The sequence below is a fragment of the Aeromonas sp. FDAARGOS 1410 genome, assembly GCF_019048745.1.
GTDB classification, from domain to species: domain Bacteria; phylum Pseudomonadota; class Gammaproteobacteria; order Enterobacterales; family Aeromonadaceae; genus Aeromonas; species Aeromonas jandaei.
In genome coordinates this window covers 735,273-755,000 of record NZ_CP077401.1, presented here as the reverse complement: position 1 = coordinate 755,000, position 19,728 = coordinate 735,273, and the positions used below count along the sequence as shown (strand labels likewise).

The window sequence follows — 19,728 nt, the reverse complement described above, 5'->3', positions numbered from 1 at the left end:
CGCTGACCAGCAACCTCAAGGGCAGCTTTGATACGCGCTTGCTTCTTAGCCTTCTCACGAACGCAGATCACGTCCTCAGGGGAAACCTGGAAAGAAGGAATGTTCACAACGCGGCCGTTTACCATGATGGCCTTGTGGCTCACCAGCTGACGAGATTCAGCGCGGGTAGCACCGAAGCCCATGCGGTATACGACGTTGTCCAGACGACCTTCCAGCAGCTGCAACAGGTTTTCACCGGTGTTACCCTTTTGACGGGCAGCGTCGCGGTAGTAGTTGCGGAACTGTTTTTCCAATACGCCGTAGATACGACGAACTTTTTGTTTCTCGCGCAGTTGCACACCGTAGTCGGACAGACGCGGCTTACGAGCGCCGTGCTGACCAGGAGCGGTGTCAATCTTGCACTTAGAATCAATCGCGCGAACACCAGACTTCAGGAAGAGGTCTGTGCCCTCACGACGGCTAAGCTTAAGCTTAGGACCGATATATCTTGCCATCTTCTTTCTCCAACAATCCTAGACCAAGTAGCTACCAGCGTTACACGCGGCGCTTCTTGGGAGGACGACAACCGTTGTGCGGGATCGGAGTCACATCAGTAATGTTAGTGATGCGGAAACCAGCCGCGTTCAGGGCGCGGATGGAAGACTCACGACCGGGACCCGGACCTTTGACCATGACTTCCAGGTTCTTGACGCCATATTCTTTGGCCATCTCACCAGCGCGTTCAGCAGCTACCTGAGCAGCGAACGGGGTGGACTTACGAGAACCACGGAAACCGGAACCACCAGAAGTAGCCCAAGACAGAGCGTTGCCCTGACGGTCAGTAATGGTCACGATTGTGTTGTTGAAAGATGCATGAACGTGCGCAATACCGTCGCTCACTTGCTTTTTAACGCGCTTGCGAGCACGAGTCGGAGTTTTAGCCATTTTCTACCTTCCCGTTACTTCTTGATAGCCTTGCGCGGACCCTTACGGGTACGAGCGTTGGTCTTGGTACGTTGACCACGAACAGGCAGGCTACGACGGTGACGCAAACCACGGTAGCAACCCAGATCCATCAAACGCTTGATGTTCATGGAAATCTGACGACGCAGGTCACCTTCAACGGTGAATTTACCTACTTGTTCACGCAGACTCTCGATCTGAGCTTCGTCCAGGTCTTTAATTTTCACATTCTCAGCGATACCGGCTGCGGCACAGATGGCCTTGGAGCGGGTACGACCGACGCCATAAATAGCAGTCAAAGCGATGACTGCATGCTTATGGTCAGGAATGTTAATGCCAGCGATACGGGCCACTATTCACTCCTACATATAGTAGATTACGACCACCACAAAGCCCGTGAGCGGATACGTGGCGGTCAACCAATACACAACAAAAGTTGGCTGGCTATATTAGCCAGCACAACTATTTGTTGCAAGTACTAACCGTAAAAAATTAGCCTTGACGCTGTTTATGCTTAGGCTCGCTGCAAATCACACGCACCACACCGTGACGCTTGATGATTTTGCAGTTACGGCAGATTGCCTTAACGGAAGCACGAACTTTCATTGCTTAACTCCGTAACTACGCCGACCTTTAGCGGCCGTAGCCCTTCAGGTTGGCCTTCCTCAGGACATCACCATATTGATGAGACATCATATGGGTCTGAACCTGAGCCATGAAGTCCATGATAACCACCACGATAATCAGCAGCGAGGTGCCACCGAAGTAGAACTGTACGTTCCAGGCAGTCATCAAGAACTGGGGTACCAGACAGATAAAGGTTATATAGAGAGCACCTGCCAATGTCAGGCGAGTCATAACCTTATCGATATAACGTGCTGTCTGCTCGCCCGGGCGAATCCCCGGGATAAAGGCTCCACTCTTCTTCAGGTTATCTGCTGTCTCGCGGGGGTTGAACACCAGCGCGGTATAGAAGAAGCAGAAGAAGATAATGGCTGCTGCATAGAGCATCTCGTAAAGCGGCTGACCCGGCTGCAGGACCATAGAGACCTGTTGCAGGATGTCGGCTACTTTACCCTCGCCCTGACCAAACCAAGAGGTAATGGTCCCCGGGAAGAGGATGATGCTGGATGCGAAAATCGCAGGAATCACACCGGCCATGTTGACTTTCAACGGCAGGTGCGTGCTTTGCGCGGCGAATACCTGGCGGCCTTGTTGACGCTTGGCATAGTTAACGACGATACGACGCTGACCACGCTCCACGAACACCACAAAGTAAGTCACTGCGAAAACAATCAAGCCCAGCAACAACAACAGCAGGATGTGCAATTCCCCTTGACGTGCCTGTTCGGCCGTAGCGCCAATGGCATGCGGCAGACCGGCAACGATACCTGTGAAAATAATCAACGAGATACCATTACCAATCCCACGCTCGGTAATCTGCTCACCCAACCACATCAAGAACATGGTACCGGTGACCAGACTCACAACCGCTGTGAAATAGAAGCCCAGACCCGGATTAGTCACGAGTCCATGCATCATATTCGGCAGACCGGTTGCAATACCAATGGCCTGGAAAGTTCCCAAAACCAGCGTGCCCCAACGGGTATATTGGCTAATCTTGCGACGGCCGGATTCACCCTCTTTCTTGAGTTCAGCAAGAGCGGGATGAACCACAGTCAGCAGCTGGATAATGATCGACGCCGAAATGTACGGCATGATCCCCAACGCAAGAATAGAAGCACGCGAGAGTGCACCACCACTGAACATGTTGAACATCTCAATGATGGTGCCCTTCTGTTGCTGGAACAACTCGGCCAGTACGGCGGCGTCAATACCAGGAATCGGCACATAAGAGCCTGCACGGAAAACGATAATCGCCCCGAGAACGAAGAGCAGACGGCTCTTCAGTTCACTCAGACCACCCTGTGCTTTAACATCCAATCCTGGTTTCTTAGCCATTGTACTGATTATTCCTCGATTTTACCGCCAGCGGCCTCGATGGCTGCGCGTGCACCTTTGGTGACGGACAGACCACGAACGGTCACAGCACGGTCAATGTTGCCAGACAGAACAACTTTAGCGAACACGATGTTTTTAGTAATAACACCGGCTTGCTTCAGAGTGCTCACGTCGACCACATCACCTTCTACCAGGGCGATTTCGTTCAGGCGCACTTCGGCAGAAACCAAAGATTTGCGAGAGAAGAAACCGAACTTCGGCAGACGGATTTTCAAAGGCATCTGGCCGCCTTCGAAACCGTTGCGAACTTTGCCGCCACCGGAACGAGAGGTTTGGCCTTTAACACCACGACCACCAGTCTTGCCCAGGCCGGAGCCGATACCACGGCCACGACGATGTTTTTCAGGCTTGGAACCAGCGGCCGGAGACAGAGTGTTCAGACGCATGCTTAGCCCTCCACCTTAACCATGTAATAAACCTGGTTGATCATACCGCGTACGCAGGGAGTATCTTCCAGCTCAACGGTGTGACCAATGCGACGCAGACCCAGACCACGCAGAGTCGCCTTGTGCTTGGGCAGACGGCCGATAGAGCTGCGAGTTTGAGTTACTTTTACAGTGTTAGCCATGTCGCATTACCCCAGAATTTCTTCAACGCGCAGACCACGCTTGGCAGCGATCTGTTCCGGTGATTGACCGTGAACCAGAGCGTCTACAGTTGCGCGAACAACGTTGATTGGGTTGGTGGAACCGTAGGTCTTAGCCAGCACGTTGTGGATACCAGCAACTTCCAGAACAGCACGCATAGCGCCGCCTGCGATGATACCAGTACCTTGAGAGGCCGGCTTCATGAACACGGTGGAACCAGAGTGAACACCTTTCACCGGGTGGTGCAGGGTGCCGTTGTTCAGCTCAACCTTGTTCAGGTTACGCTTGGCCTGTTCCATTGCTTTTTGAATAGCAGCCGGAACTTCACGGGCTTTACCGTAACCGTAACCTACACGGCCGTTACCATCACCCACCACGGTCAACGCGGTGAAGGACATGATACGACCACCTTTAACAGTTTTCGAAACACGGTTTACTGCAATCAGCTTTTCTTGCAGTTCGCCGGCTTGAGATTCGACTTTAGCCATCTTCGACTCCTAGCTTAGAACTGAAGACCAGCGTCACGTGCAGCAGCTGCCAGAGCAGCGATACGGCCGTGATACTTGAAACCGGAACGATCGAAAGATACGTTCTGAACGCCTTTGGCAATAGCACGCTCAGCGATAGCTTTACCTACAGCGGTAGCAGCATCTGCGTTACCGGTGTATTTCAGAGCTTCACTGATGGCTTTCTCTACTGTGGAAGCAGAGGCCAGAACTTCGGAACCGTTGGCTGCAATAACCTGCGCATAGATATGACGCGGGGTACGGTGAACAACCAGACGGGTAGCTCCCAGTTCCTGCATCTTTTTCCGAGCACGAGTAGCACGACGGAGACGAGCTGCTTTCTTGTCCATAGTGTTACCTTACTTCTTCTTAGCTTCTTTAGTACGCACTTGCTCGTTGGCATAGCGTACACCCTTGCCCTTGTAGGGCTCCGGAGCGCGGTAAGCACGGATATCGGCGGCGACTTGGCCAACCAGCTGCTTGTCAACGCCACGCAGAACGATTTCGGTCTGGGACGGGCACTCAGCGGTTACACCAGCCGGCAGCTCATGCTCTACCGGGTGAGAGAAGCCCAGAGCCAGAGCGACAGCATTGCCCTTGATGGAGGCTTTGTAACCTACACCAACCAGCTGCAGCTTGCGCTCGAAGCCTTGGGTAACACCGATTACCATGTTGTTGACCAATGCACGGGCAGTACCGGCCTGAGCGTCAGCACCAGCGATGCCGTCGCGCGGGGCGAACTTCAGTACATTGTCTTCTTTGGTCACTTCTACACCGGCGTGAATAGAACGAACCAGGGAACCTTTACCACCTTTGATGGACAGTTCCTGACCGTTCAGAGTCACTTCTACGCCAGCAGGAATAGTGACGGGTGCCTTAGCAACGCGAGACATTTCCGACCTCCTATTAAGCGACGTAGCAGATGATCTCACCACCCATGCTTGCTTTGCGAGCAGCACGGTCGGTCATCACACCTTTAGACGTGGACACGATAGCAACACCGAGACCGCCCATAACTTTCGGCAGATCAGTAGTGCGCTTGTAAATACGCAGGCCGGGACGGCTCACGCGTTGGATCAGTTCTACAACCGGCTTGCCCTGGAAATATTTCAGTTCAATTTCCAGTTCCGGCTTCACGTCACCAGCTACGGTGTAGCCAGCGATGTAACCTTCTTCTTTCAGCACTTTGGCAATAGCCACTTTCAGCTTGGAAGAAGGCATGGAAACCGCAACTTTGCTCGCCGCCTGACCGTTACGGATGCGGGTCAGCATATCCGCGATCGGATCTTGCATGCTCATAGTCTAACTCCCGAGATTCTTTACCAAGAGGCCTTTTTCAGGCCCGGAATTTCGCCCTTCATGGCATGCTCACGCACCTTGATGCGAGACAGGCCAAACTTGCGCAGGAAACCGTGCGGACGACCAGTAATGTTGCAACGGTTACGCTGACGGGACGGACTGGAATCACGGGGCAGCTGTTGCAGTTGCAGAACAGCATCCCAACGCGCTTCTTCAGAAGCGTTCATATCAACGATGATAGCTTTGAGCTCGGCACGCTTGGTCGCGTACTTGGCTACCAGCTTGGCACGCTTTGCTTCGCGCGCTTTCATGGATGTTTTAGCCATAACCCTAACCTTACTTGCGGAATGGGAAGTTAAAGGCAGCCAGCAGAGCACGGCCTTCTTCATCGGTATTCGCGGAAGTGGTGATGGTGATATCCAGACCACGGACGCGATCGACTTTGTCATAGTCGATTTCCGGGAAGATGATCTGCTCACGCACGCCCATGGAGTAGTTACCACGACCGTCGAACGCTTTAGCGTTCAGGCCACGGAAGTCACGGATACGCGGTACGGAGATGCAGATCAGCCGTTCCAGGAACTCCCACATACGCTCGCCACGCAGGGTTACTTTACAACCTATCGGGTAGCCTTCACGAATCTTGAAGCCCGCAACAGATTTGCGAGCTTTGGTGATCAGCGGCTTCTGACCGGAAATGGCAGCCATATCGGCAGCAGCATTTTCCAGCAATTTCTTGTCAGAGATCGCTTCACCAACACCCATGTTCAGGGTGATTTTCTCGATCCGAGGGACTTGCATGATAGTCTTGTAACCGAACTGCTTGGTCAGTTCACTTACTACATCGGATTTGTAGTAATCATGCAGTTTCGCCATCGTTAAACTCCAATTACTTCACAAGTTCGCCGGTGGATTTGAAGAAACGAACTTTTTTGCCGTCTTCAATCCGGAAACCAACGCGGTCAGCTTTGCCAGTGGCAGAGTTGAACAGCGCTACGTTAGATACATCGATGGGGGCTTCTTTGGTGACGATACCGCCAGCCTGACCCAGTGCGGGTACCGGCTTCTGGTGTTTCTTCACCTGGTTGATGCCTTCCACGATTACCTTACCTTTAGCAATCAGAACTTGAGTGACTTTGCCACGCTTGCCCTTGTCTTTGCCGGTAAGAACAATCACTTCGTCTTCGCGACGGATTTTAGCTGCCATCGTTCGACTCCTTACAGTACTTCGGGTGCCAGGGACACAATCTTCATGAACTTCTCATTACGCAGTTCACGGGTCACCGGGCCAAAAATACGAGTACCGATCGGCTGTTGGTTGTTGTTAAGCAACACAGCCGCATTGTTGTCGAAACGGATGACTGAGCCGTCCGGACGACGAACGCCTTTACGGGTGCGTACGACCACCGCGTTATACACATCACCTTTCTTCACTTTACCGCGAGGAATAGCTTCCTTGATGGAAACTTTGATGATGTCGCCGATGCCGGCGTAACGGCGGTGCGAACCACCCAGAACCTTAATACACATTACACTGCGAGCGCCGGAGTTGTCGGCAACACCCAGCATACTTTGCATCTGGATCATCTTAGTGCTCCGCTTTGTTTACTTCTTATCCCTTTCGGGATCTGGCTGCCTTCAAAAGGCGCGAAACTATAACACAGGATTTTTAGAAAAGGTAGCCTAAAAAACAAACGGCCCCTGAAAGGGGCCGTTTGGGCTAAAAAGTACCGATTAGGCCTTTTCTACAACGGCAACCAGGGTCCAGGACTTGGTCTTGGACAGCGGGCGGCACTCGCGGATTTCCACGAGGTCACCAGCTTTGCACTCGTTGTTTTCATCATGTACGTGCAGCTTGGTAGTGCGCTTGATGATCTTACCGTAGATCGGGTGCTTTACCTTGCGCTCGATGGCAACAGTGATGGACTTGTCCATCTTGTCGCTGATTACACGACCCTGCAGAGTACGGATTTTGTCAGTCATTACGCACCTGCCTTCTCAGTCAGTACAGTCTTGATACGTGCGACGTCACGACGCACTTGTTTCAGAGTGTGAGTCTGAGCCAGTTGGCCGGTGGAAGCTTGCATGCGCATGTTGAATTGCTCACGCAGCAGGCCCAGCAGCTCCTGGTTCAGTTCTTCGACGCTCTTTTGACGCAGATCTTGGGCTTTCATCACATCACCGTCTTAATTACGAAAGTGGTCTGAACAGACAGCTTGGCTGCGGCCAGGGCGAACGCTTCACGCGCCAGAGCCTCAGGTACACCGTCCATCTCGTACAGAACCTTGCCAGGCTGGATCGGGCAAACCCAGTATTCCACGTTACCCTTACCTTTACCCATACGAACTTCGAGGGGCTTTTCGGTAATCGGCTTGTCCGGGAACACACGGATCCAGATCTTACCCTGACGCTTAACGTGACGGGTCATGGCACGACGGGCTGCTTCGATTTGACGAGCAGTCAGCTGACCACGAGATGTCGCCTTCAGGCCAAAGGTACCGAAGGATACTTCGTTACCAGAGGTGGCCAGACCGCGGTTACGACCTTTGTGGGTCTTGCGGAATTTAGTACGCTTTGGTTGCAACATTTACCGAATCTCCTTACTTGGCAGCGCGGCGCTTGTTGTCACGCTTGGGCTTCGCAGGAGCTTGCTCTTGAGCAGCGGCAGCGTTGACAGCAGCCAGACCGCCCAGAACTTCGCCCTTGAAGATCCAAACTTTAACGCCGATCACACCGTAAGTGGTGTGGGCTTCAGAAGTTGCGTAGTCGATGTCGGCACGCAGGGTGTGCAACGGCACACGACCTTCACGGTACCATTCGGTACGCGCGATTTCAGCGCCGCCCAGACGACCGGAAACTTCCACTTTGATGCCCTTGGCACCCAGGCGCATTGCGTTCTGTACGGCGCGCTTCATAGCACGACGGAACATTACACGACGCTCCAGCTGGGAAGTGATGCTGTCGGCAACCAGTTTGCCATCCAGCTCCGGCTTGCGGACTTCGGAAATGTTGATCTGAGCAGGCACGCCAGCAATAGTGGCTACAGCTTTGCGCAGCTTCTCAACGTCTTCGCCTTTCTTACCGATCACAACACCCGGACGAGCGGTGTGAATGGTCACACGGATGCTCTTGGCCGGACGCTCGATGGTGATCTTGGACAAGGACGCGTTTTTCAGTTCCTTGGTCAGGAACTGGCGTACTTGAAAATCGCTGTACAGGTTGTCAGCGAAGTCTTTGGTGTTCGCGAACCAGGTAGAATTCCAAGGCTTGGTAATACCCAGGCGAATGCCATTAGGATGTACTTTCTGACCCATTGCTTATCTCCCAGCCTTAGCGTCGGATACCACTACGGTGATGTGAGCGGTACGCTTGAGGATACGATCCGCGCGACCTTTGGCACGAGGACGGATGCGCTTCATGGAGGGACCTTCGTCGACCATGATAGTAGCAACACGCAGGGCGTCGATGTCGGCGCCTTCGTTGTGCTCAGCGTTTGCAATGGCAGATTCCAGCACTTTCTTCACCAGAACAGCAGCCTTTTTCGGGCTGAAGGTCAGGATGTTCAGAGCCTTGTCTACGGACAGACCACGTACTTGATCGGCTACCAGACGAGCTTTCTGGGCAGAAGTACGGGCATAACGGTGTTTAGCGATAGCTTCCATCATTTATCCCTTAGCGCTTCTTAGCCTTCTTATCAGCAGCATGGCCGCGATAAGTACGAGTCGGTGCGAATTCACCCAGTTTGTGACCGATCATTTCTTCGGTAACGAAAACCGGAACGTGCTGACGACCATTATGGACAGCGATGGTCAAACCGATCATGTTCGGGATGATCATTGAACGACGGGACCAGGTTTTAACCGGCTTTTTATCCCCGCTTTCCACCGCTTTCTCTACCTTCTTCAGCAAGTGCAGGTCAATAAATGGACCCTTCTTGAGAGAACGTGGCATGGTGATTCCTCTATGTTAACAATTACTTGTTACGACGACGTACGATGTACTTGTCGGTACGCTTGTTCTTACGGGTCTTGAAGCCTTTAGCCTTCTGGCCCCATGGGGACACAGGCTGCATGCCCTTGTTACGACCCTCACCACCACCGTGCGGGTGGTCAACCGGGTTCATCGCCATACCGCGAACGGTCGGACGAATACCACGCCAGCGGTTTGCACCGGCTTTACCCAGTTGACGCAGCATGTGCTCGGAGTTACCGACTTCGCCGATGGTAGCGCGGCATTCGGCCAGAACTTTACGTACTTCGCCGGAACGCAGACGCAGAGTTACATAGTTACCTTCACGAGCCAGGATCTGGATGAAAGTACCAGCGGAACGAGCCAGCTGGGCACCTTTACCAGGCTTCATCTCAACAGCGTGAACGGTAGAACCGACCGGGATGTTGCGCATCGGCAGGGTGTTACCTACCTTGATTGCGGCATCAGCACCAGAAGCGATTGCATCACCAGCTTTCAGGCCTTTCGGAGCCAGGATGTAACGACGCTCACCGTCTGCATACAGCACCAGGGCGATGTTTGCGGTACGGTTCGGATCGTATTCCAGGCGCTCAACTTTAGCCGGGATACCGTCTTTGTCGCGCTTGAAGTCGATCAGACGGTAGTGCTGCTTGTGACCACCGCCGATGTGGCGAGTGGTGATGCGGCCGTTGTTGTTACGACCACCGGTTTTGTCTTTCTTGTCCAGCAGAGCTGCAAAGGGCTTACCCTTGTACAGTTCCTGGTTGACGATCTTGACGACGTGGCGGCGGCCCGGAGAAGTAGGCTTGCACTTAACGATTGCCATTTTTCAGAACTCCTCTTACTCGGCTGCGCCCATGAAGTCGATATCCTGACCAGCTTTCAGGGTCACATAAGCCTTTTTCCAATCGGAACGACGGCCTACGCGTGCACCTGCGCGCTTGGTCTTACCCTTCATGTTCAGGGTACGGACGGTCTCAACTTCGACCTCGAACAGTTTCGCAACTGCAGCTTTGACTTCCGCCTTGGTGGCATCAACAGCAACTTTGAACACGATAGTGTTCTGCTTTTCTGCAACCATGGTGCTCTTTTCAGAGATGTGCGGAGCCTTCAGAACTTTCAGCAGACGCTCTTCACGGATCATGCCAGCATCTCCTCGATTTGCTTAACTGCGTCAGCAGTCATCAGAACCTTGTCGAAAGCGATCAGGCTGACCGGGTCGATACCGGCAACGTCACGCACGTCAACTTTGTACAGGTTGCGAGCAGCCAGGAACAGGTTCTCATCGACTTCAGCAGTCACGATCAGAACGTCAGTCAGTTCCATTTCTTTCAGCTTGGCGATCAGTTCTTTGGTCTTCGGAGCTTCGATGCCGAACTTCTCAACAACGATCAGGCGCTCTTGACGTACCAGCTCGGACAGAATGCTACGGATAGCGCCGCGGTACATCTTCTTGTTTACTTTCTGGCTGTGATCTTGCGGCTTAGCAGCAAAAGTCACACCACCGGAACGCCAAATGGGCGAACGGATGGAGCCAGCACGGGCACGACCAGTACCCTTCTGACGCCACGGCTTTTTGCCGCCACCAGACACTTCAGAGCGAGTCAGCTGCGCACGAGTACCCTGACGGGCACCAGCGGCATAAGCAACGACAACCTGGTGAACCAGAGCTTCGTTGAATTCGCGCCCGAAGGTAGTCTCGGAAACTTCAAGAGCGCTCTTGGCGTCTTTCATTACCAATTCCATTACTATCTCCTCAGACGTTACGCTTTGACGGCAGGTTTAACGATCACGTTGCCGTTGGTTGCACCCGGTACTGCACCTTTGATGAGCAGCAGGTTGCGTTCAGCGTCAACACGAACCAGTTCCAGGTTCTGAGTCGTTACACGCTCAGCACCCATGTGACCAGCCATCTTTTTGCCCTTGAATACACGGCCCGGGGTCTGGTTTTGACCGATGGAGCCAGGTACACGGTGGGACAGAGAGTTACCGTGGGTCATATCCTGGGTACGGAAGTTCCAGCGCTTAACAGTACCGGCAAAACCTTTACCCTTGGATGTGCCGGTAACGTCTACCAGCTTAACGTCAGCGAGAAGATCTACTTTCAGCTCGCTACCAACAGTGAAAGTTTCACCGTTGTTCAGGCGGAATTCCCACAGACCGCGACCGGCTTCTACACCAGCTTTGGCGAAGTGGCCAGCTTCCGGCTTGGTTACGCGGCTAGCTTTCTTGGAGCCAGTGGTAACCTGAATAGCGTTGTAGCCGTCGGTTTCTACAGATTTGACCTGAGTTACACGGTTAGCTTCAACTTCGATAACAGTCACCGGGATAGAAACGCCATCTTCAGTGAAGATGCGAGTCATACCCACTTTGCGACCTACAAGACCGATTGTCATTGTTATCAACCTCTTTCCGTAATTAACCCAGGCTGATCTGGACGTCTACACCAGCTGCCAGATCCAGACGCATCAGGGCGTCTACGGTCTTGTCAGTCGGCTCAACGATGTCTACCAGACGCTTGTGAGTGCGGATCTCGTACTGATCACGCGCGTCTTTGTTGACGTGCGGGGAGATCAGAACGGTGAAACGCTCTTTGCGAGTCGGCAGCGGGATAGGACCGCGAACCTGCGCGCCAGTGCGCTTAGCAGTTTCAACGATTTCCGCAGTGGACTGATCAATCAGACGATGATCAAAAGCCTTCAGGCGGATACGGATTCTTTGGTTCTGCATTGACAGAGCTCCAATAGATAAAAGAACATAAATCAACACCGCCCGACCGAGATTTCTCCCGCCAGAGGTGTGATTTTTCACGTTTCTCCCCATATCGGGGAGACTGTATGGCTGGTTCCCACAAAGGGGACACTCAGCAAGCAGACATATCGTCTGGCTGGCCTCATGGGCAAGCGGAGGGGATTATACGGATTTTTCAAATTTGCGCAAGTGAAGGCGAACAGATTGTGCGCAATTTTATGTGACAGATGGATCTCGCACTCACCACCTCTCCTCCCCTGCCGGCAGCACTGACGACAAGCCGGCAAGCAGACTGATAGACTGGGCTCCGCCTTCGTCAATGGAACGACTTCCACATGCTCAAAGATCAAAAGAAAGCCTATCAATATGGCCTTTGTGCCGTTGCGCTCTGGTCGACGGTCGCCAGTGCCTTCAAGATATCGCTCACCTACTTTGAACCGGTGCAACTACTGCTGGTCGCGGCGTTTACCTCGACACTGACACTGACAGCCATCGTGGCCAAGCAGGGTAAACTGGGTCTGCTGGGCAGCTACATCAAGGCACGCCCGCTTTACTATCTGGCGCTGGGTGTACTCAATCCCTTCCTCTATTACCTGCTGCTGTTCAAGGCCTATGACCTGCTGCCTGCCCAGCAGGCGCAGACCCTCAACTACACCTGGGCCATCACCCTCAGTCTGCTGGCCGTTCCCTTCCTCGGTCAGAAACTGCGTCGTCGCGATGGCGTCGCCATCGTGCTTGGCTACTTTGGCGCGTTGGTGATCGCCACCAAGGGGGATATATTCGGCCTGCAGTTCGACAGCCCGCTCGGCGTAACGCTGGCACTGGTGTCGACTCTGATCTGGGCCAGCTACTGGATCCTCAATACCCGCAATCAGGGGGATCCCGTTGTCAGCTTGCTGCTTGGTTTCATCATCAGCCTACCCTTTATCGTCGTTGCGACCTGGCTGCTTTCCGATTTTGCCATGACAGCCTGGCAGGGATGGGCAGGTGCCATCTATGTAGGGCTGTTCGAGATGGGTTTCGGTTTCGTGCTCTGGTTGATGGCGCTGCGCCACGCTACCAACACAGCCCCCATCAGCAACCTTATCTTCATCTCGCCGTTTGCCTCGCTGGTGCTGCTCAACTTGCTGATCGGCGAAACCATTCACCCCGCCACCCCGATCGGGCTGGCCCTGATCGTCGCGGCCCTGCTTATCCAGCAGCTGAAATATGGCAAGCGCTATCGCAATACCGCCAAGCCACAAGCCTGACCAAGCAGAAGGGGCGTATCTCTCGATACGCCCCTTCTCTCAATCCATCCACTCCTGCGGCTGGTTCTTGGGTAACCGCAGCTCGACCAGCAAGCCACCCAGCTCGGATCGTCCCAACCTGATGGTGCCGTGATGCTGGGCCATGATCTTGGCTACGATGGCCAGTCCCAAGCCGCTCCCTCCCACGGTGCGAGCCACATTCCCCTGAGTAAAGGGCTTGAGTACCCGGGTGTAGTCCTGCTCCGGGATACCCGGGCCATCATCGGACAAGCGCAGGCGAACCCAGTGACCATCGTCTTTCAGCTCGGCATGCAGGCTGCCTGCCCCATAGCGTAGCGAGTTGCCTGCCAGATTGGTCAGCACCCGCCGCATGCTGATAGGGTTGCAAACGACCCTTACCGCATCCTTCGGCAGGGCAAGGTCAACTTCGAGCCCCTGTTCGGCGTGCATCAGCAAAGTGTCGTGTACCAGCTGGGTCAAATCGGCCGGTGAAAACTGCTGACCTTCATCGGGACGGATGTAGTCGATGAACTGGTCGATGATGGCATTCGATTCATCGATATCGGAGTTGATACTCTCCTTGAGGTACTCGTCCCCCGACGACATCATCTCGGTCGCGAGGCGAATGCGGGTCAGCGGGGTGCGCAGATCGTGGGAAACCCCCGCCATCATCATGTTGCGCTCCTCGATCAGGCTCTTGATGGAGTGCGACATATGGTTGAAGGTGCGGGTCAGACGGCGTACTTCACGGGACCCCTGCTCGCCCAGCGCCTCGGGGAACTCCCCTTTGGCCACCGCAACGGCCCCCTCCTCCAGATCCTCCAGCGGACGAACCAGCTGACGGGCAAAACGCCAGGCGGCAAAGAGGGTGATCACCAGCAGCACGCTCATATAGAGGATAAGCGGCTCGATATCGTCATCTTCAATCTCGGTCAGCGGGATCCTGACCCAGGTCTTGTTGGCCTGGGGAGGCTGGATCCAGATGATGTAGTGATCCTGGATCTCGACCCGCACCTTGGTCTTGCCACCAAGCTCGCGACTGATGTTCTCTTCCAGATAGGCATAGGGCTTGGAGTCGTTGAGTCCATGCTGCTCCGCTTCGCTCTGGGTGTAGATATCGCTGCCGGTCGCCACATAGACCAGCGCCTCGGCGTCATCGCTCAGCGCCAGCTGATTGCTCTCGACCGGAAAGATGAGTTTGACCTGATTGGCCAGCAGGTGACTGATCTGCTTGACCGTCGGGGCCAGCAGATAGTTGTAGAAGGTAACGTAGGAGACTGCTTGATAGACGATCAGCACGGCCGCCAAAAACCAGAGCATGCGTGAAAACATGCTCCCGACTTTTTTCATGCTCTTTCACCATCAGGCACAAAGACGTAGCCCAGACCCCAGACAGTCTGCAGATAACGCGGCTGGGTCGGATCCTGCTCCAGCAGACGGCGCAGGCGCGACACCTGCACATCGATGCTGCGCTCGGTGGCGGTGTATTCGCGGCCTCGGGCCAGATTCATCAGCTTGTCGCGGGAGAGCGGCTCGCGCGGGTGGCTCACCAGCACCTTGAGCACGGCAAATTCACCACTGGTCAGCGCCATCGGCTCGCCATCGCGGCTCAGCTCGCGGGTCGCGAGATTGAGCTGATAAACCCCGAAGTTGACCACCTTCTCGGCGGCGGAAGGAGCACCGGGCAACTCGACGGTATGACGGCGCAGCACGGCACGGATCCGGGCCAGCAGCTCGCGCGGATTGAACGGCTTGGGCAGGTAATCATCCGCCCCCATCTCGAGCCCGACGATGCGATCGACATCATCCCCTTTGGCAGTCAACATCAAGACTGGGATCTGGTTGCCCCCTTCGCGCAGACGACGGCAGATGGAGAGACCATCTTCGCCGGGCAACATCAGGTCGAGCACCATCAGGCTGAAGTTTTCACGGGTCAGCAGACGATCGGCCTGCTCGCCGTTGGCAACGCCACGCACCACGAACCCCTGTTCGGTGAGGTAGCGCTCCAGCAGGGAGCGTAATTTCAGATCGTCGTCCACCACCAGGACCTTGTATTGCTGCTGACTCATTGGATTGCCTCATCGCCTTAATCTGCCTCCAATACTAGGGCGGGGCACTGCGGGAGCAAAGCATAAATATGTTACCGGTTATTGCTTGATGGTTGCGGAAGCGGAAGTCAATCGAACGAAAATCGTATTGGCCATATCTTGTCGCAGCCACCCGGATACCATGATTTCACTCGACAGCAGAGGGACAAAAGCTAATATTCCCGTGCAGTTAGCACCACCTCTCTATCAGACCAGGTCAGAGATCATCATGAAGACAAAGCTGATCACCCGCGAAGGTTACAACAAACTGAAGGAAGAGCTCGATTTCCTGTGGCGTCAGGAGCGACCCGAGACCACCCGCAAGGTAGCTTGGGCGGCCAGCCTCGGTGATCGCAGCGAGAATGCCGACTACCAGTACAACAAGAAGCGGTTGCGGGAGATCGACCGGCGGGTTCGTTACCTGCGCAAGTGTCTGGAAGAGCTGGGGATTGTCGATTACGCCCCCGCTCAGGAGGGCAAGGTCTTCTTCGGTGCCTGGGTCGAGGTGGAGAACGACGAGGGCGAGACCAAGCGCTTTCGCATCGTCGGCTATGACGAGATCTTCGAGCGCAAGGATTACATCTCCATCGACTCCCCCATGGCCCGCGCCCTGCTCAAGAAAGAGGTGGGCGACGAAGCCATCGTGCGCACGCCAGTCGGTGACGTCTGCTGGTATGTCAACGACATCAGTTACCCGCGCTAGCCCGTCTCCGATGCCAGCCATGTGGTTGGCATCCCCTCCTGCGCGCCCTATAGTGCTGGCACTTGGCGCCATTGAGCCAGACCCGACCACAGAGGTTCTTAACAGAAACCATGACACAGACTATCGAACATCTGATCGCAGCCGAGCTCAATGCTCGCCCGCAACAAGTCGAAGCCGCTGTACGCCTGCTGGATGAAGGCGCGACCGTGCCCTTCATCGCCCGTTACCGCAAAGAGGTGACCGGCGGTCTGGACGACAGCCAGCTGCGTACCTTGGAGAGCCGCCTCGGCTACCTGCGCGAACTGGCGGATCGCCGCCAGGTGATCCTGCGCTCCATCGAGGAGCAGGGCAAACTGACCCCCGAGCTGACCCGCGAGCTGAACGAAGCCGACAGCAAGACCCGGCTGGAAGACCTCTATCTCCCCTACAAACCCAAACGCCGCACCAAGGGGCAGATGGCCATCGAGGCGGGGCTGGAACCGCTGGCAGACCTGCTGCTGAGCGATCCGATGAAAGAGCCCGAGCAGGAGGCGGTTCGCTTCCTCAACGCCGAGCAGGGGATCACCGACAGTAAAGCGGCTCTCGATGGCGCACGCTACATCCTGATGGAGCGCTTTGCCGAGCAGGCCGACCTGCTGGAGAAGCTGCGCGACTACCTGTGGCAAAACGCTACCCTGCGCGCCCGCGTGGTGGCTGGCAAGGAGCAGGAAGGGGCCAAGTTCAAGGACTACTTCGAGCACGACGAACCGCTGCACAAGGCCCCCTCCCACCGGGTGCTGGCCATGCTGCGCGGTCGCAACGAGGGTGTGCTCAATCTGGCGCTGGTCGCGGGTGACGATGAGGGTGCCAGCCCTTGCGAAGGGATTATTGCCCATCACCTCAAGCTCAACCTGCAAAATCGCCCGGCCGACAAGTGGCTGCAAGGGGTAGTGAGCTGGACCTGGAAGATCAAGCTATCGCTCCAGATGGAGACCGAACTGATCGGTCGCATCCGCGAGTCAGCAGAGGACGAGGCGATCAAGGTATTTGCCATGAACCTCAAGGATCTGCTGATGGCGGCTCCGGCCGGCATGCGTTGCACCATGGGGCTGGATCCCGGCATCCGTACCGGCGTCAAGGTGGCCGTGGTCGATGCCACCGGCAAGCTGGTCGATACCGCGACCATCTATCCGTTCGAACCCAAACGCCAGATTGACCAGAGCCTCAAGACCCTGAGCGAGCTGTGCCAGAAGCACAAGGTCGAACTCATCAGCATTGGCAACGGCACCGCCTCGCGGGAGACCGACCGCCTGGTGAGCGATCTGTTCGAACGCTATCCGGCCGCCAAGGCTCAGAAAATTGTAGTAAGCGAAGCGGGAGCCTCGGTCTATTCCGCCTCCGAACTCGCCTCTCTGGAGTTCCCGGATCTCGACGTCTCACTGCGCGGCGCCGTCTCCATCGCCCGCCGTCTGCAGGATCCGCTGGCCGAGCTGGTCAAGATCGATCCCAAGAGCATAGGTGTGGGTCAGTACCAGCACGATGTCGGTCAGAGCCAGTTAGCCCGCCGGCTCGATGCCGTGGTCGAGGATTGCGTAAACGCGGTCGGGGTGGATGTGAACACCGCTTCGGTCGCCCTGCTCAACCGGGTATCCGGCCTCTCCCAGACCCTGGCCCAGAACATCGTCGCCTACCGTGACGAACACGGCGCCTTCCAGAATCGTCAGCAACTACTGAAAGTGACCCGGCTCGGCCCCAAGGCGTTCGAACAGTGTGCCGGCTTCCTGCGCATTCGCGGTGGCAGCAACCCGCTGGACGGCTCGGCGGTACACCCGGAATCCTACCCTGTGGTAGAGCGGATCCTCGCCAGGCTGGAACAGACCGTGGATAGCCTGCTCGGTAACAGCAGCCTGCTACGCACTCTCAAACCCGCCGACTATACAGACGAGCAGTTCGGTGTACCCACCGTCACCGACATCATAGGCGAACTGGACAAGCCGGGCCGCGACCCGCGCCCCGAGTTCAAAACCGCGACCTTCAAGGAAGGGGTGGAGAAAATCAGCGATCTGGTGCCCGAGATGGTGCTGGAGGGGGTGGTCACCAACGTCACCAACTTTGGCGCCTTCGTCGATATCGGCGTCCATCAGGACGGGCTGGTGCACATCTCTTCCCTCACTGACCGCTTCGTCAAAGATCCCCGCGAGGTGGTCAAGGCGGGCGACATCGTCCGGGTGAAGGTGCTGGAAGTGGACGTGCCGCGCAAGCGGATCAGCCTGACCATGCGCCTTGACGAAAAGGCCGGTCAGCCTGCACGCAAACCGGCCGAGCCGCGCCACTCCGGTAACACCAAGCCGAAACAGGCGCCCCGGCAGAGTGCTCCGACCGAGGGAGCCATGGGCAACGCCTTCGCGGCAGCCCTCTCCAAGCTGAAGAAATAAGCGCCCCAGAAATGCAAAAAGCCCCGCGAGGGGCTTTTTTGTCACTGTTACTCAGCGTTATTGGGCCAGTGCGGCCAGAATGGCGTCAGCCTCCTGATGGGCTGCCAATACTTCCCGCAGCCGGTTGAAGGCCTTGCAGGCCTCCTGCGGGTATTTGCCGTAGGAGACCACCCCTGTGTGGCTCCAGCCTGCAGCAAGCATCACTTTCTTCTTGAAACTGGTGCCCTCGGTGCCACCACCACCCAGCTGCATCAGAAATTGCTCCATCTGCAGATGGGCCGGCGGTACACGGGAGAAGGTAGTGAAATCTTCCGGTTTGACTTCATCGAAATGCATGACAGCTCCTGTAAAAATAGGATGGGCCTGATCTTCAGGTTAGTTGCAAAAATGGGGTGTGCTGCCGAAAGTTGCTGGCACTGCGTCAGATGCGCAGACTAAGTGACTGGTTTGCAGCCGGGCTCACAGACTGCTGATAGCGGTTGGCGATCACCTGATTGCGCTTGTCCATGTAAGCGCTCAGCACCCCGTCCGCACTATTGCTGCGTTCGGCTATCAGCTCTTTGCGTGCTTTGGCTTCACTGGCAGCGGCACTGCGCGCGACCGACAGATCCTGAGCTGATGGCTCGGCAGGGGCCAGCGCTGCCGAACGGATTTGCTGCATCTTGGTGATGGTGGCAGCAGGATCACCGGGCACTGCGCTGGTGTCTATCTGGACTTCACCACCGGTCGCATAGCGCTTGCCATCCGGCCCCTGAGTAAACTGGTAGGTCGGCATTCCCGCATAGCTACCGCCGGCAGAGTGGTGCGCCTGTTCATGGGTGCGCACCTCCTGATCCCGATCGACCAGATCCTGAACCTGTTGCTCGTGCCGCCTTTGCTGTTCCTGATCTTTATTATTCGGGTCTTGTTGCTTGCGCTGACCATCCTCCCCCGTCGCCTCGACAAAACGGTGGTCGAGGGGGTTTTGCACTGTGGATTGGTTACCTTCCCGGCTGCTCTGGGTGGCAGGGTTGGTGTTGGTCGCCTGACCGGCTTTGGATTTCTCTTTCTGGGAGCCGACTTCAGATTCGGCAACGGAAGCCTGGCTCGAGCGAGCCTGCGGGATCAGTTCTGCCCGGCGATTATCCGTCCGGGCCGCTTCCACCTGAGGTTGCAGCTGTGTCGGGATAAGAGGGGGCAGACTGACATTGATGTTCAT

General features: G+C 55.7%; 33 protein-coding genes (1 of these 33 cut by a window edge). 3 read left to right on the top strand and 30 right to left on the bottom strand.

The window, feature by feature from the left end; translation table 11 throughout:
- The 26 genes from rpsD to rpsJ all read right to left on the bottom strand — a co-directional run.
- Window positions 1–494, bottom strand: partial view of a 30S ribosomal protein S4 gene (rpsD, locus tag I6L40_RS03580; protein ID WP_005342696.1) — the 5' portion only. It extends 127 nt beyond the left edge of the window; only the first 494 of its 621 coding nucleotides appear in the window; it begins with the start codon at window positions 492–494; the stop codon falls past the left edge of the window.
- A 40-nt stretch (window positions 495–534) separates the two neighbouring features.
- The gene (rpsK, locus tag I6L40_RS03575) at window positions 535–924 is read right to left on the bottom strand and encodes a 30S ribosomal protein S11 (protein WP_005307993.1); all 390 of its coding nucleotides are present in this window, start codon (window positions 922–924) and stop codon (window positions 535–537) included.
- 14 nt (window positions 925–938) lie between these two features.
- Window positions 939–1,295 (bottom strand): 30S ribosomal protein S13, encoded by a 357-nt coding sequence (gene rpsM, locus I6L40_RS03570; RefSeq protein WP_005307991.1) that lies wholly within the window; start codon window positions 1,293–1,295, stop codon window positions 939–941.
- Between the two features lie 139 nt (window positions 1,296–1,434).
- Window positions 1,435–1,548 carry a 50S ribosomal protein L36 gene (gene rpmJ / locus I6L40_RS03565; protein WP_005319705.1) on the bottom strand — a complete coding sequence of 38 codons (114 nt, stop codon included), beginning with the start codon at window positions 1,546–1,548 and terminating at the stop codon, window positions 1,435–1,437.
- A gap of 27 nt (window positions 1,549–1,575) precedes the next feature.
- Window positions 1,576–2,904 (bottom strand): preprotein translocase subunit SecY, encoded by a 1,329-nt coding sequence (gene secY, locus I6L40_RS03560; RefSeq protein ID WP_005340602.1) that lies wholly within the window; start codon window positions 2,902–2,904, stop codon window positions 1,576–1,578.
- A gap of 8 nt (window positions 2,905–2,912) precedes the next feature.
- Window positions 2,913–3,350, bottom strand: coding sequence for a 50S ribosomal protein L15 (rplO, locus tag I6L40_RS03555; RefSeq protein ID WP_033115582.1), 438 nt, complete (start codon window positions 3,348–3,350; stop codon window positions 2,913–2,915).
- 2 nt (window positions 3,351–3,352) lie between these two features.
- Window positions 3,353–3,532 (bottom strand): 50S ribosomal protein L30, encoded by a 180-nt coding sequence (rpmD, locus tag I6L40_RS03550; protein WP_005307985.1) that lies wholly within the window; start codon window positions 3,530–3,532, stop codon window positions 3,353–3,355.
- Between the two features lie 6 nt (window positions 3,533–3,538).
- A complete protein-coding gene (gene rpsE, locus I6L40_RS03545) occupies window positions 3,539–4,039 on the bottom strand; it encodes a 30S ribosomal protein S5 (protein ID WP_005342686.1) in 501 nt (166 codons plus the stop codon).
- Between the two features lie 14 nt (window positions 4,040–4,053).
- Complete coding sequence (rplR, locus tag I6L40_RS03540) at window positions 4,054–4,407, bottom strand: 50S ribosomal protein L18 (protein ID WP_005340606.1); 354 nt, start codon at window positions 4,405–4,407, stop codon at window positions 4,054–4,056.
- A 9-nt stretch (window positions 4,408–4,416) separates the two neighbouring features.
- Entirely contained in the window at window positions 4,417–4,950 is a 534-nt protein-coding gene (rplF, locus tag I6L40_RS03535; RefSeq protein ID WP_033115583.1) for a 50S ribosomal protein L6, read from the bottom strand.
- Between the two features lie 13 nt (window positions 4,951–4,963).
- Entirely contained in the window at window positions 4,964–5,356 is a 393-nt protein-coding gene (gene rpsH / locus I6L40_RS03530) for a 30S ribosomal protein S8 (RefSeq protein WP_033115584.1), read from the bottom strand.
- 20 nt (window positions 5,357–5,376) lie between these two features.
- Complete coding sequence (gene rpsN / locus I6L40_RS03525; protein WP_005340609.1) at window positions 5,377–5,682, bottom strand: 30S ribosomal protein S14; 306 nt, start codon at window positions 5,680–5,682, stop codon at window positions 5,377–5,379.
- Between the two features lie 10 nt (window positions 5,683–5,692).
- On the bottom strand, window positions 5,693–6,232 hold the full coding sequence (gene rplE / locus I6L40_RS03520) for a 50S ribosomal protein L5 (RefSeq protein WP_033115585.1): 540 nt from the start codon (window positions 6,230–6,232) through the stop codon (window positions 5,693–5,695).
- Between the two features lie 13 nt (window positions 6,233–6,245).
- Complete coding sequence (rplX, locus tag I6L40_RS03515; RefSeq protein ID WP_005307977.1) at window positions 6,246–6,563, bottom strand: 50S ribosomal protein L24; 318 nt, start codon at window positions 6,561–6,563, stop codon at window positions 6,246–6,248.
- Between the two features lie 11 nt (window positions 6,564–6,574).
- Complete coding sequence (rplN, locus tag I6L40_RS03510) at window positions 6,575–6,943, bottom strand: 50S ribosomal protein L14 (protein WP_005307975.1); 369 nt, start codon at window positions 6,941–6,943, stop codon at window positions 6,575–6,577.
- Window positions 6,944–7,090: 147 nt separating this feature from the next.
- Window positions 7,091–7,339 (bottom strand): 30S ribosomal protein S17, encoded by a 249-nt coding sequence (rpsQ, locus tag I6L40_RS03505; RefSeq protein WP_005307966.1) that lies wholly within the window; start codon window positions 7,337–7,339, stop codon window positions 7,091–7,093.
- Complete coding sequence (gene rpmC / locus I6L40_RS03500) at window positions 7,339–7,530, bottom strand: 50S ribosomal protein L29 (protein ID WP_005307965.1); 192 nt, start codon at window positions 7,528–7,530, stop codon at window positions 7,339–7,341. The genes rpsQ and rpmC overlap by 1 nt, the downstream gene beginning before the upstream one ends.
- Window positions 7,530–7,943, bottom strand: coding sequence for a 50S ribosomal protein L16 (gene rplP / locus I6L40_RS03495; protein WP_005340612.1), 414 nt, complete (start codon window positions 7,941–7,943; stop codon window positions 7,530–7,532). The genes rpmC and rplP overlap by 1 nt, the downstream gene beginning before the upstream one ends.
- A gap of 13 nt (window positions 7,944–7,956) precedes the next feature.
- The gene (gene rpsC / locus I6L40_RS03490; protein WP_005307962.1) at window positions 7,957–8,670 is read right to left on the bottom strand and encodes a 30S ribosomal protein S3; all 714 of its coding nucleotides are present in this window, start codon (window positions 8,668–8,670) and stop codon (window positions 7,957–7,959) included.
- Between the two features lie 3 nt (window positions 8,671–8,673).
- Entirely contained in the window at window positions 8,674–9,018 is a 345-nt protein-coding gene (rplV, locus tag I6L40_RS03485) for a 50S ribosomal protein L22 (protein ID WP_005319741.1), read from the bottom strand.
- Between the two features lie 10 nt (window positions 9,019–9,028).
- Window positions 9,029–9,307 (bottom strand): 30S ribosomal protein S19, encoded by a 279-nt coding sequence (rpsS, locus tag I6L40_RS03480; protein WP_005307960.1) that lies wholly within the window; start codon window positions 9,305–9,307, stop codon window positions 9,029–9,031.
- Between the two features lie 22 nt (window positions 9,308–9,329).
- Window positions 9,330–10,151, bottom strand: coding sequence for a 50S ribosomal protein L2 (rplB, locus tag I6L40_RS03475; protein ID WP_041209710.1), 822 nt, complete (start codon window positions 10,149–10,151; stop codon window positions 9,330–9,332).
- A gap of 15 nt (window positions 10,152–10,166) precedes the next feature.
- On the bottom strand, window positions 10,167–10,466 hold the full coding sequence (rplW, locus tag I6L40_RS03470; RefSeq protein ID WP_342690021.1) for a 50S ribosomal protein L23: 300 nt from the start codon (window positions 10,464–10,466) through the stop codon (window positions 10,167–10,169).
- A complete protein-coding gene (gene rplD / locus I6L40_RS03465; protein WP_005340616.1) occupies window positions 10,466–11,071 on the bottom strand; it encodes a 50S ribosomal protein L4 in 606 nt (201 codons plus the stop codon). Before rplD ends, rplW begins: the two co-directional genes overlap by 1 nt.
- Window positions 11,072–11,088: 17 nt before the next feature.
- A complete protein-coding gene (gene rplC / locus I6L40_RS03460) occupies window positions 11,089–11,721 on the bottom strand; it encodes a 50S ribosomal protein L3 (RefSeq protein WP_005307947.1) in 633 nt (210 codons plus the stop codon).
- 22 nt (window positions 11,722–11,743) lie between these two features.
- A complete protein-coding gene (rpsJ, locus tag I6L40_RS03455) occupies window positions 11,744–12,055 on the bottom strand; it encodes a 30S ribosomal protein S10 (protein WP_005307944.1) in 312 nt (103 codons plus the stop codon).
- A gap of 356 nt (window positions 12,056–12,411) precedes the next feature.
- Here rpsJ and I6L40_RS03450 point away from each other — a divergent pair, with 356 nt between their 5' ends.
- Complete coding sequence (locus I6L40_RS03450) at window positions 12,412–13,326, top strand: DMT family transporter (RefSeq protein ID WP_071914031.1); 915 nt, start codon at window positions 12,412–12,414, stop codon at window positions 13,324–13,326.
- A gap of 39 nt (window positions 13,327–13,365) precedes the next feature.
- Here the strand turns inward: I6L40_RS03450 and envZ are convergent, their stop codons facing one another.
- Together envZ and ompR are read right to left on the bottom strand one after the other, a co-directional pair.
- Window positions 13,366–14,676: a two-component system sensor histidine kinase EnvZ gene (gene envZ, locus I6L40_RS03445; RefSeq protein ID WP_203132378.1), complete on the bottom strand. Its 1,311-nt coding sequence runs from the start codon at window positions 14,674–14,676 to the stop codon at window positions 13,366–13,368.
- The gene (gene ompR / locus I6L40_RS03440; RefSeq protein WP_033115589.1) at window positions 14,673–15,395 is read right to left on the bottom strand and encodes a two-component system response regulator OmpR; all 723 of its coding nucleotides are present in this window, start codon (window positions 15,393–15,395) and stop codon (window positions 14,673–14,675) included. The genes envZ and ompR overlap by 4 nt, the downstream gene beginning before the upstream one ends.
- 247 nt (window positions 15,396–15,642) lie before the next feature.
- On the opposite strand from ompR, the gene greB reads away from it, so the two are divergent.
- Together greB and I6L40_RS03430 are read left to right on the top strand one after the other, a co-directional pair.
- On the top strand, window positions 15,643–16,116 hold the full coding sequence (gene greB, locus I6L40_RS03435; protein WP_033115590.1) for a transcription elongation factor GreB: 474 nt from the start codon (window positions 15,643–15,645) through the stop codon (window positions 16,114–16,116).
- 110 nt (window positions 16,117–16,226) lie between these two features.
- Entirely contained in the window at window positions 16,227–18,530 is a 2,304-nt protein-coding gene (locus I6L40_RS03430; RefSeq protein WP_216995003.1) for a Tex family protein, read from the top strand.
- A gap of 57 nt (window positions 18,531–18,587) precedes the next feature.
- Here I6L40_RS03430 and I6L40_RS03425 read toward each other — a convergent pair whose 3' ends face one another.
- Both I6L40_RS03425 and I6L40_RS03420 read right to left on the bottom strand, forming a co-directional pair.
- Window positions 18,588–18,866, bottom strand: a complete 279-nt coding sequence (locus I6L40_RS03425) for a hypothetical protein (protein ID WP_033115592.1) — start codon at window positions 18,864–18,866, stop codon at window positions 18,588–18,590.
- Window positions 18,867–18,951: 85 nt separating this feature from the next.
- Window positions 18,952–19,728 carry a putative metalloprotease CJM1_0395 family protein gene (locus tag I6L40_RS03420; RefSeq protein WP_216995002.1) on the bottom strand — a complete coding sequence of 259 codons (777 nt, stop codon included), beginning with the start codon at window positions 19,726–19,728 and terminating at the stop codon, window positions 18,952–18,954.

Coding starts and splice junctions, on each gene's coding strand:
- rpsK (WP_005307993.1), bottom strand. CDS start 924: ATGGCTAAAACTCCGACTCGTGCTCGCAAGCGCGTTAAAAAGCAAGTG.
- rpmJ (WP_005319705.1), bottom strand. CDS start 1,548: ATGAAAGTTCGTGCTTCCGTTAAGGCAATCTGCCGTAACTGCAAAATC.
- secY (WP_005340602.1), bottom strand. CDS start 2,904: ATGGCTAAGAAACCAGGATTGGATGTTAAAGCACAGGGTGGTCTGAGT.
- rplO (WP_033115582.1), bottom strand. CDS start 3,350: ATGCGTCTGAACACTCTGTCTCCGGCCGCTGGTTCCAAGCCTGAAAAA.
- rpmD (WP_005307985.1), bottom strand. CDS start 3,532: ATGGCTAACACTGTAAAAGTAACTCAAACTCGCAGCTCTATCGGCCGT.
- rpsE (WP_005342686.1), bottom strand. CDS start 4,039: ATGGCTAAAGTCGAATCTCAAGCCGGCGAACTGCAAGAAAAGCTGATT.
- rplR (WP_005340606.1), bottom strand. CDS start 4,407: ATGGACAAGAAAGCAGCTCGTCTCCGTCGTGCTACTCGTGCTCGGAAA.
- rplF (WP_033115583.1), bottom strand. CDS start 4,950: ATGTCTCGCGTTGCTAAGGCACCCGTCACTATTCCTGCTGGCGTAGAA.
- rpsH (WP_033115584.1), bottom strand. CDS start 5,356: ATGAGCATGCAAGATCCGATCGCGGATATGCTGACCCGCATCCGTAAC.
- rpsN (WP_005340609.1), bottom strand. CDS start 5,682: ATGGCTAAAACATCCATGAAAGCGCGCGAAGCAAAGCGTGCCAAGCTG.
- rplE (WP_033115585.1), bottom strand. CDS start 6,232: ATGGCGAAACTGCATGATTACTACAAATCCGATGTAGTAAGTGAACTG.
- rplX (WP_005307977.1), bottom strand. CDS start 6,563: ATGGCAGCTAAAATCCGTCGCGAAGACGAAGTGATTGTTCTTACCGGC.
- rplN (WP_005307975.1), bottom strand. CDS start 6,943: ATGATCCAGATGCAAAGTATGCTGGGTGTTGCCGACAACTCCGGCGCT.
- rpsQ (WP_005307966.1), bottom strand. CDS start 7,339: ATGACTGACAAAATCCGTACTCTGCAGGGTCGTGTAATCAGCGACAAG.
- rpmC (WP_005307965.1), bottom strand. CDS start 7,530: ATGAAAGCCCAAGATCTGCGTCAAAAGAGCGTCGAAGAACTGAACCAG.
- rplP (WP_005340612.1), bottom strand. CDS start 7,943: ATGTTGCAACCAAAGCGTACTAAATTCCGCAAGACCCACAAAGGTCGT.
- rpsC (WP_005307962.1), bottom strand. CDS start 8,670: ATGGGTCAGAAAGTACATCCTAATGGCATTCGCCTGGGTATTACCAAG.
- rplV (WP_005319741.1), bottom strand. CDS start 9,018: ATGGAAGCTATCGCTAAACACCGTTATGCCCGTACTTCTGCCCAGAAA.
- rpsS (WP_005307960.1), bottom strand. CDS start 9,307: ATGCCACGTTCTCTCAAGAAGGGTCCATTTATTGACCTGCACTTGCTG.
- rplB (WP_041209710.1), bottom strand. CDS start 10,151: ATGGCAATCGTTAAGTGCAAGCCTACTTCTCCGGGCCGCCGCCACGTC.
- rplD (WP_005340616.1), bottom strand. CDS start 11,071: ATGGAATTGGTAATGAAAGACGCCAAGAGCGCTCTTGAAGTTTCCGAG.
- rplC (WP_005307947.1), bottom strand. CDS start 11,721: ATGACAATCGGTCTTGTAGGTCGCAAAGTGGGTATGACTCGCATCTTC.
- rpsJ (WP_005307944.1), bottom strand. CDS start 12,055: ATGCAGAACCAAAGAATCCGTATCCGCCTGAAGGCTTTTGATCATCGT.
- I6L40_RS03450 (WP_071914031.1), top strand. CDS start 12,412: ATGCTCAAAGATCAAAAGAAAGCCTATCAATATGGCCTTTGTGCCGTT.
- envZ (WP_203132378.1), bottom strand. CDS start 14,676: ATGAAAAAAGTCGGGAGCATGTTTTCACGCATGCTCTGGTTTTTGGCG.
- ompR (WP_033115589.1), bottom strand. CDS start 15,395: ATGAGTCAGCAGCAATACAAGGTCCTGGTGGTGGACGACGATCTGAAA.
- greB (WP_033115590.1), top strand. CDS start 15,643: ATGAAGACAAAGCTGATCACCCGCGAAGGTTACAACAAACTGAAGGAA.
- I6L40_RS03430 (WP_216995003.1), top strand. CDS start 16,227: ATGACACAGACTATCGAACATCTGATCGCAGCCGAGCTCAATGCTCGC.
- I6L40_RS03425 (WP_033115592.1), bottom strand. CDS start 18,866: ATGCATTTCGATGAAGTCAAACCGGAAGATTTCACTACCTTCTCCCGT.
- I6L40_RS03420 (WP_216995002.1), bottom strand. CDS start 19,728: ATGAACATCAATGTCAGTCTGCCCCCTCTTATCCCGACACAGCTGCAA.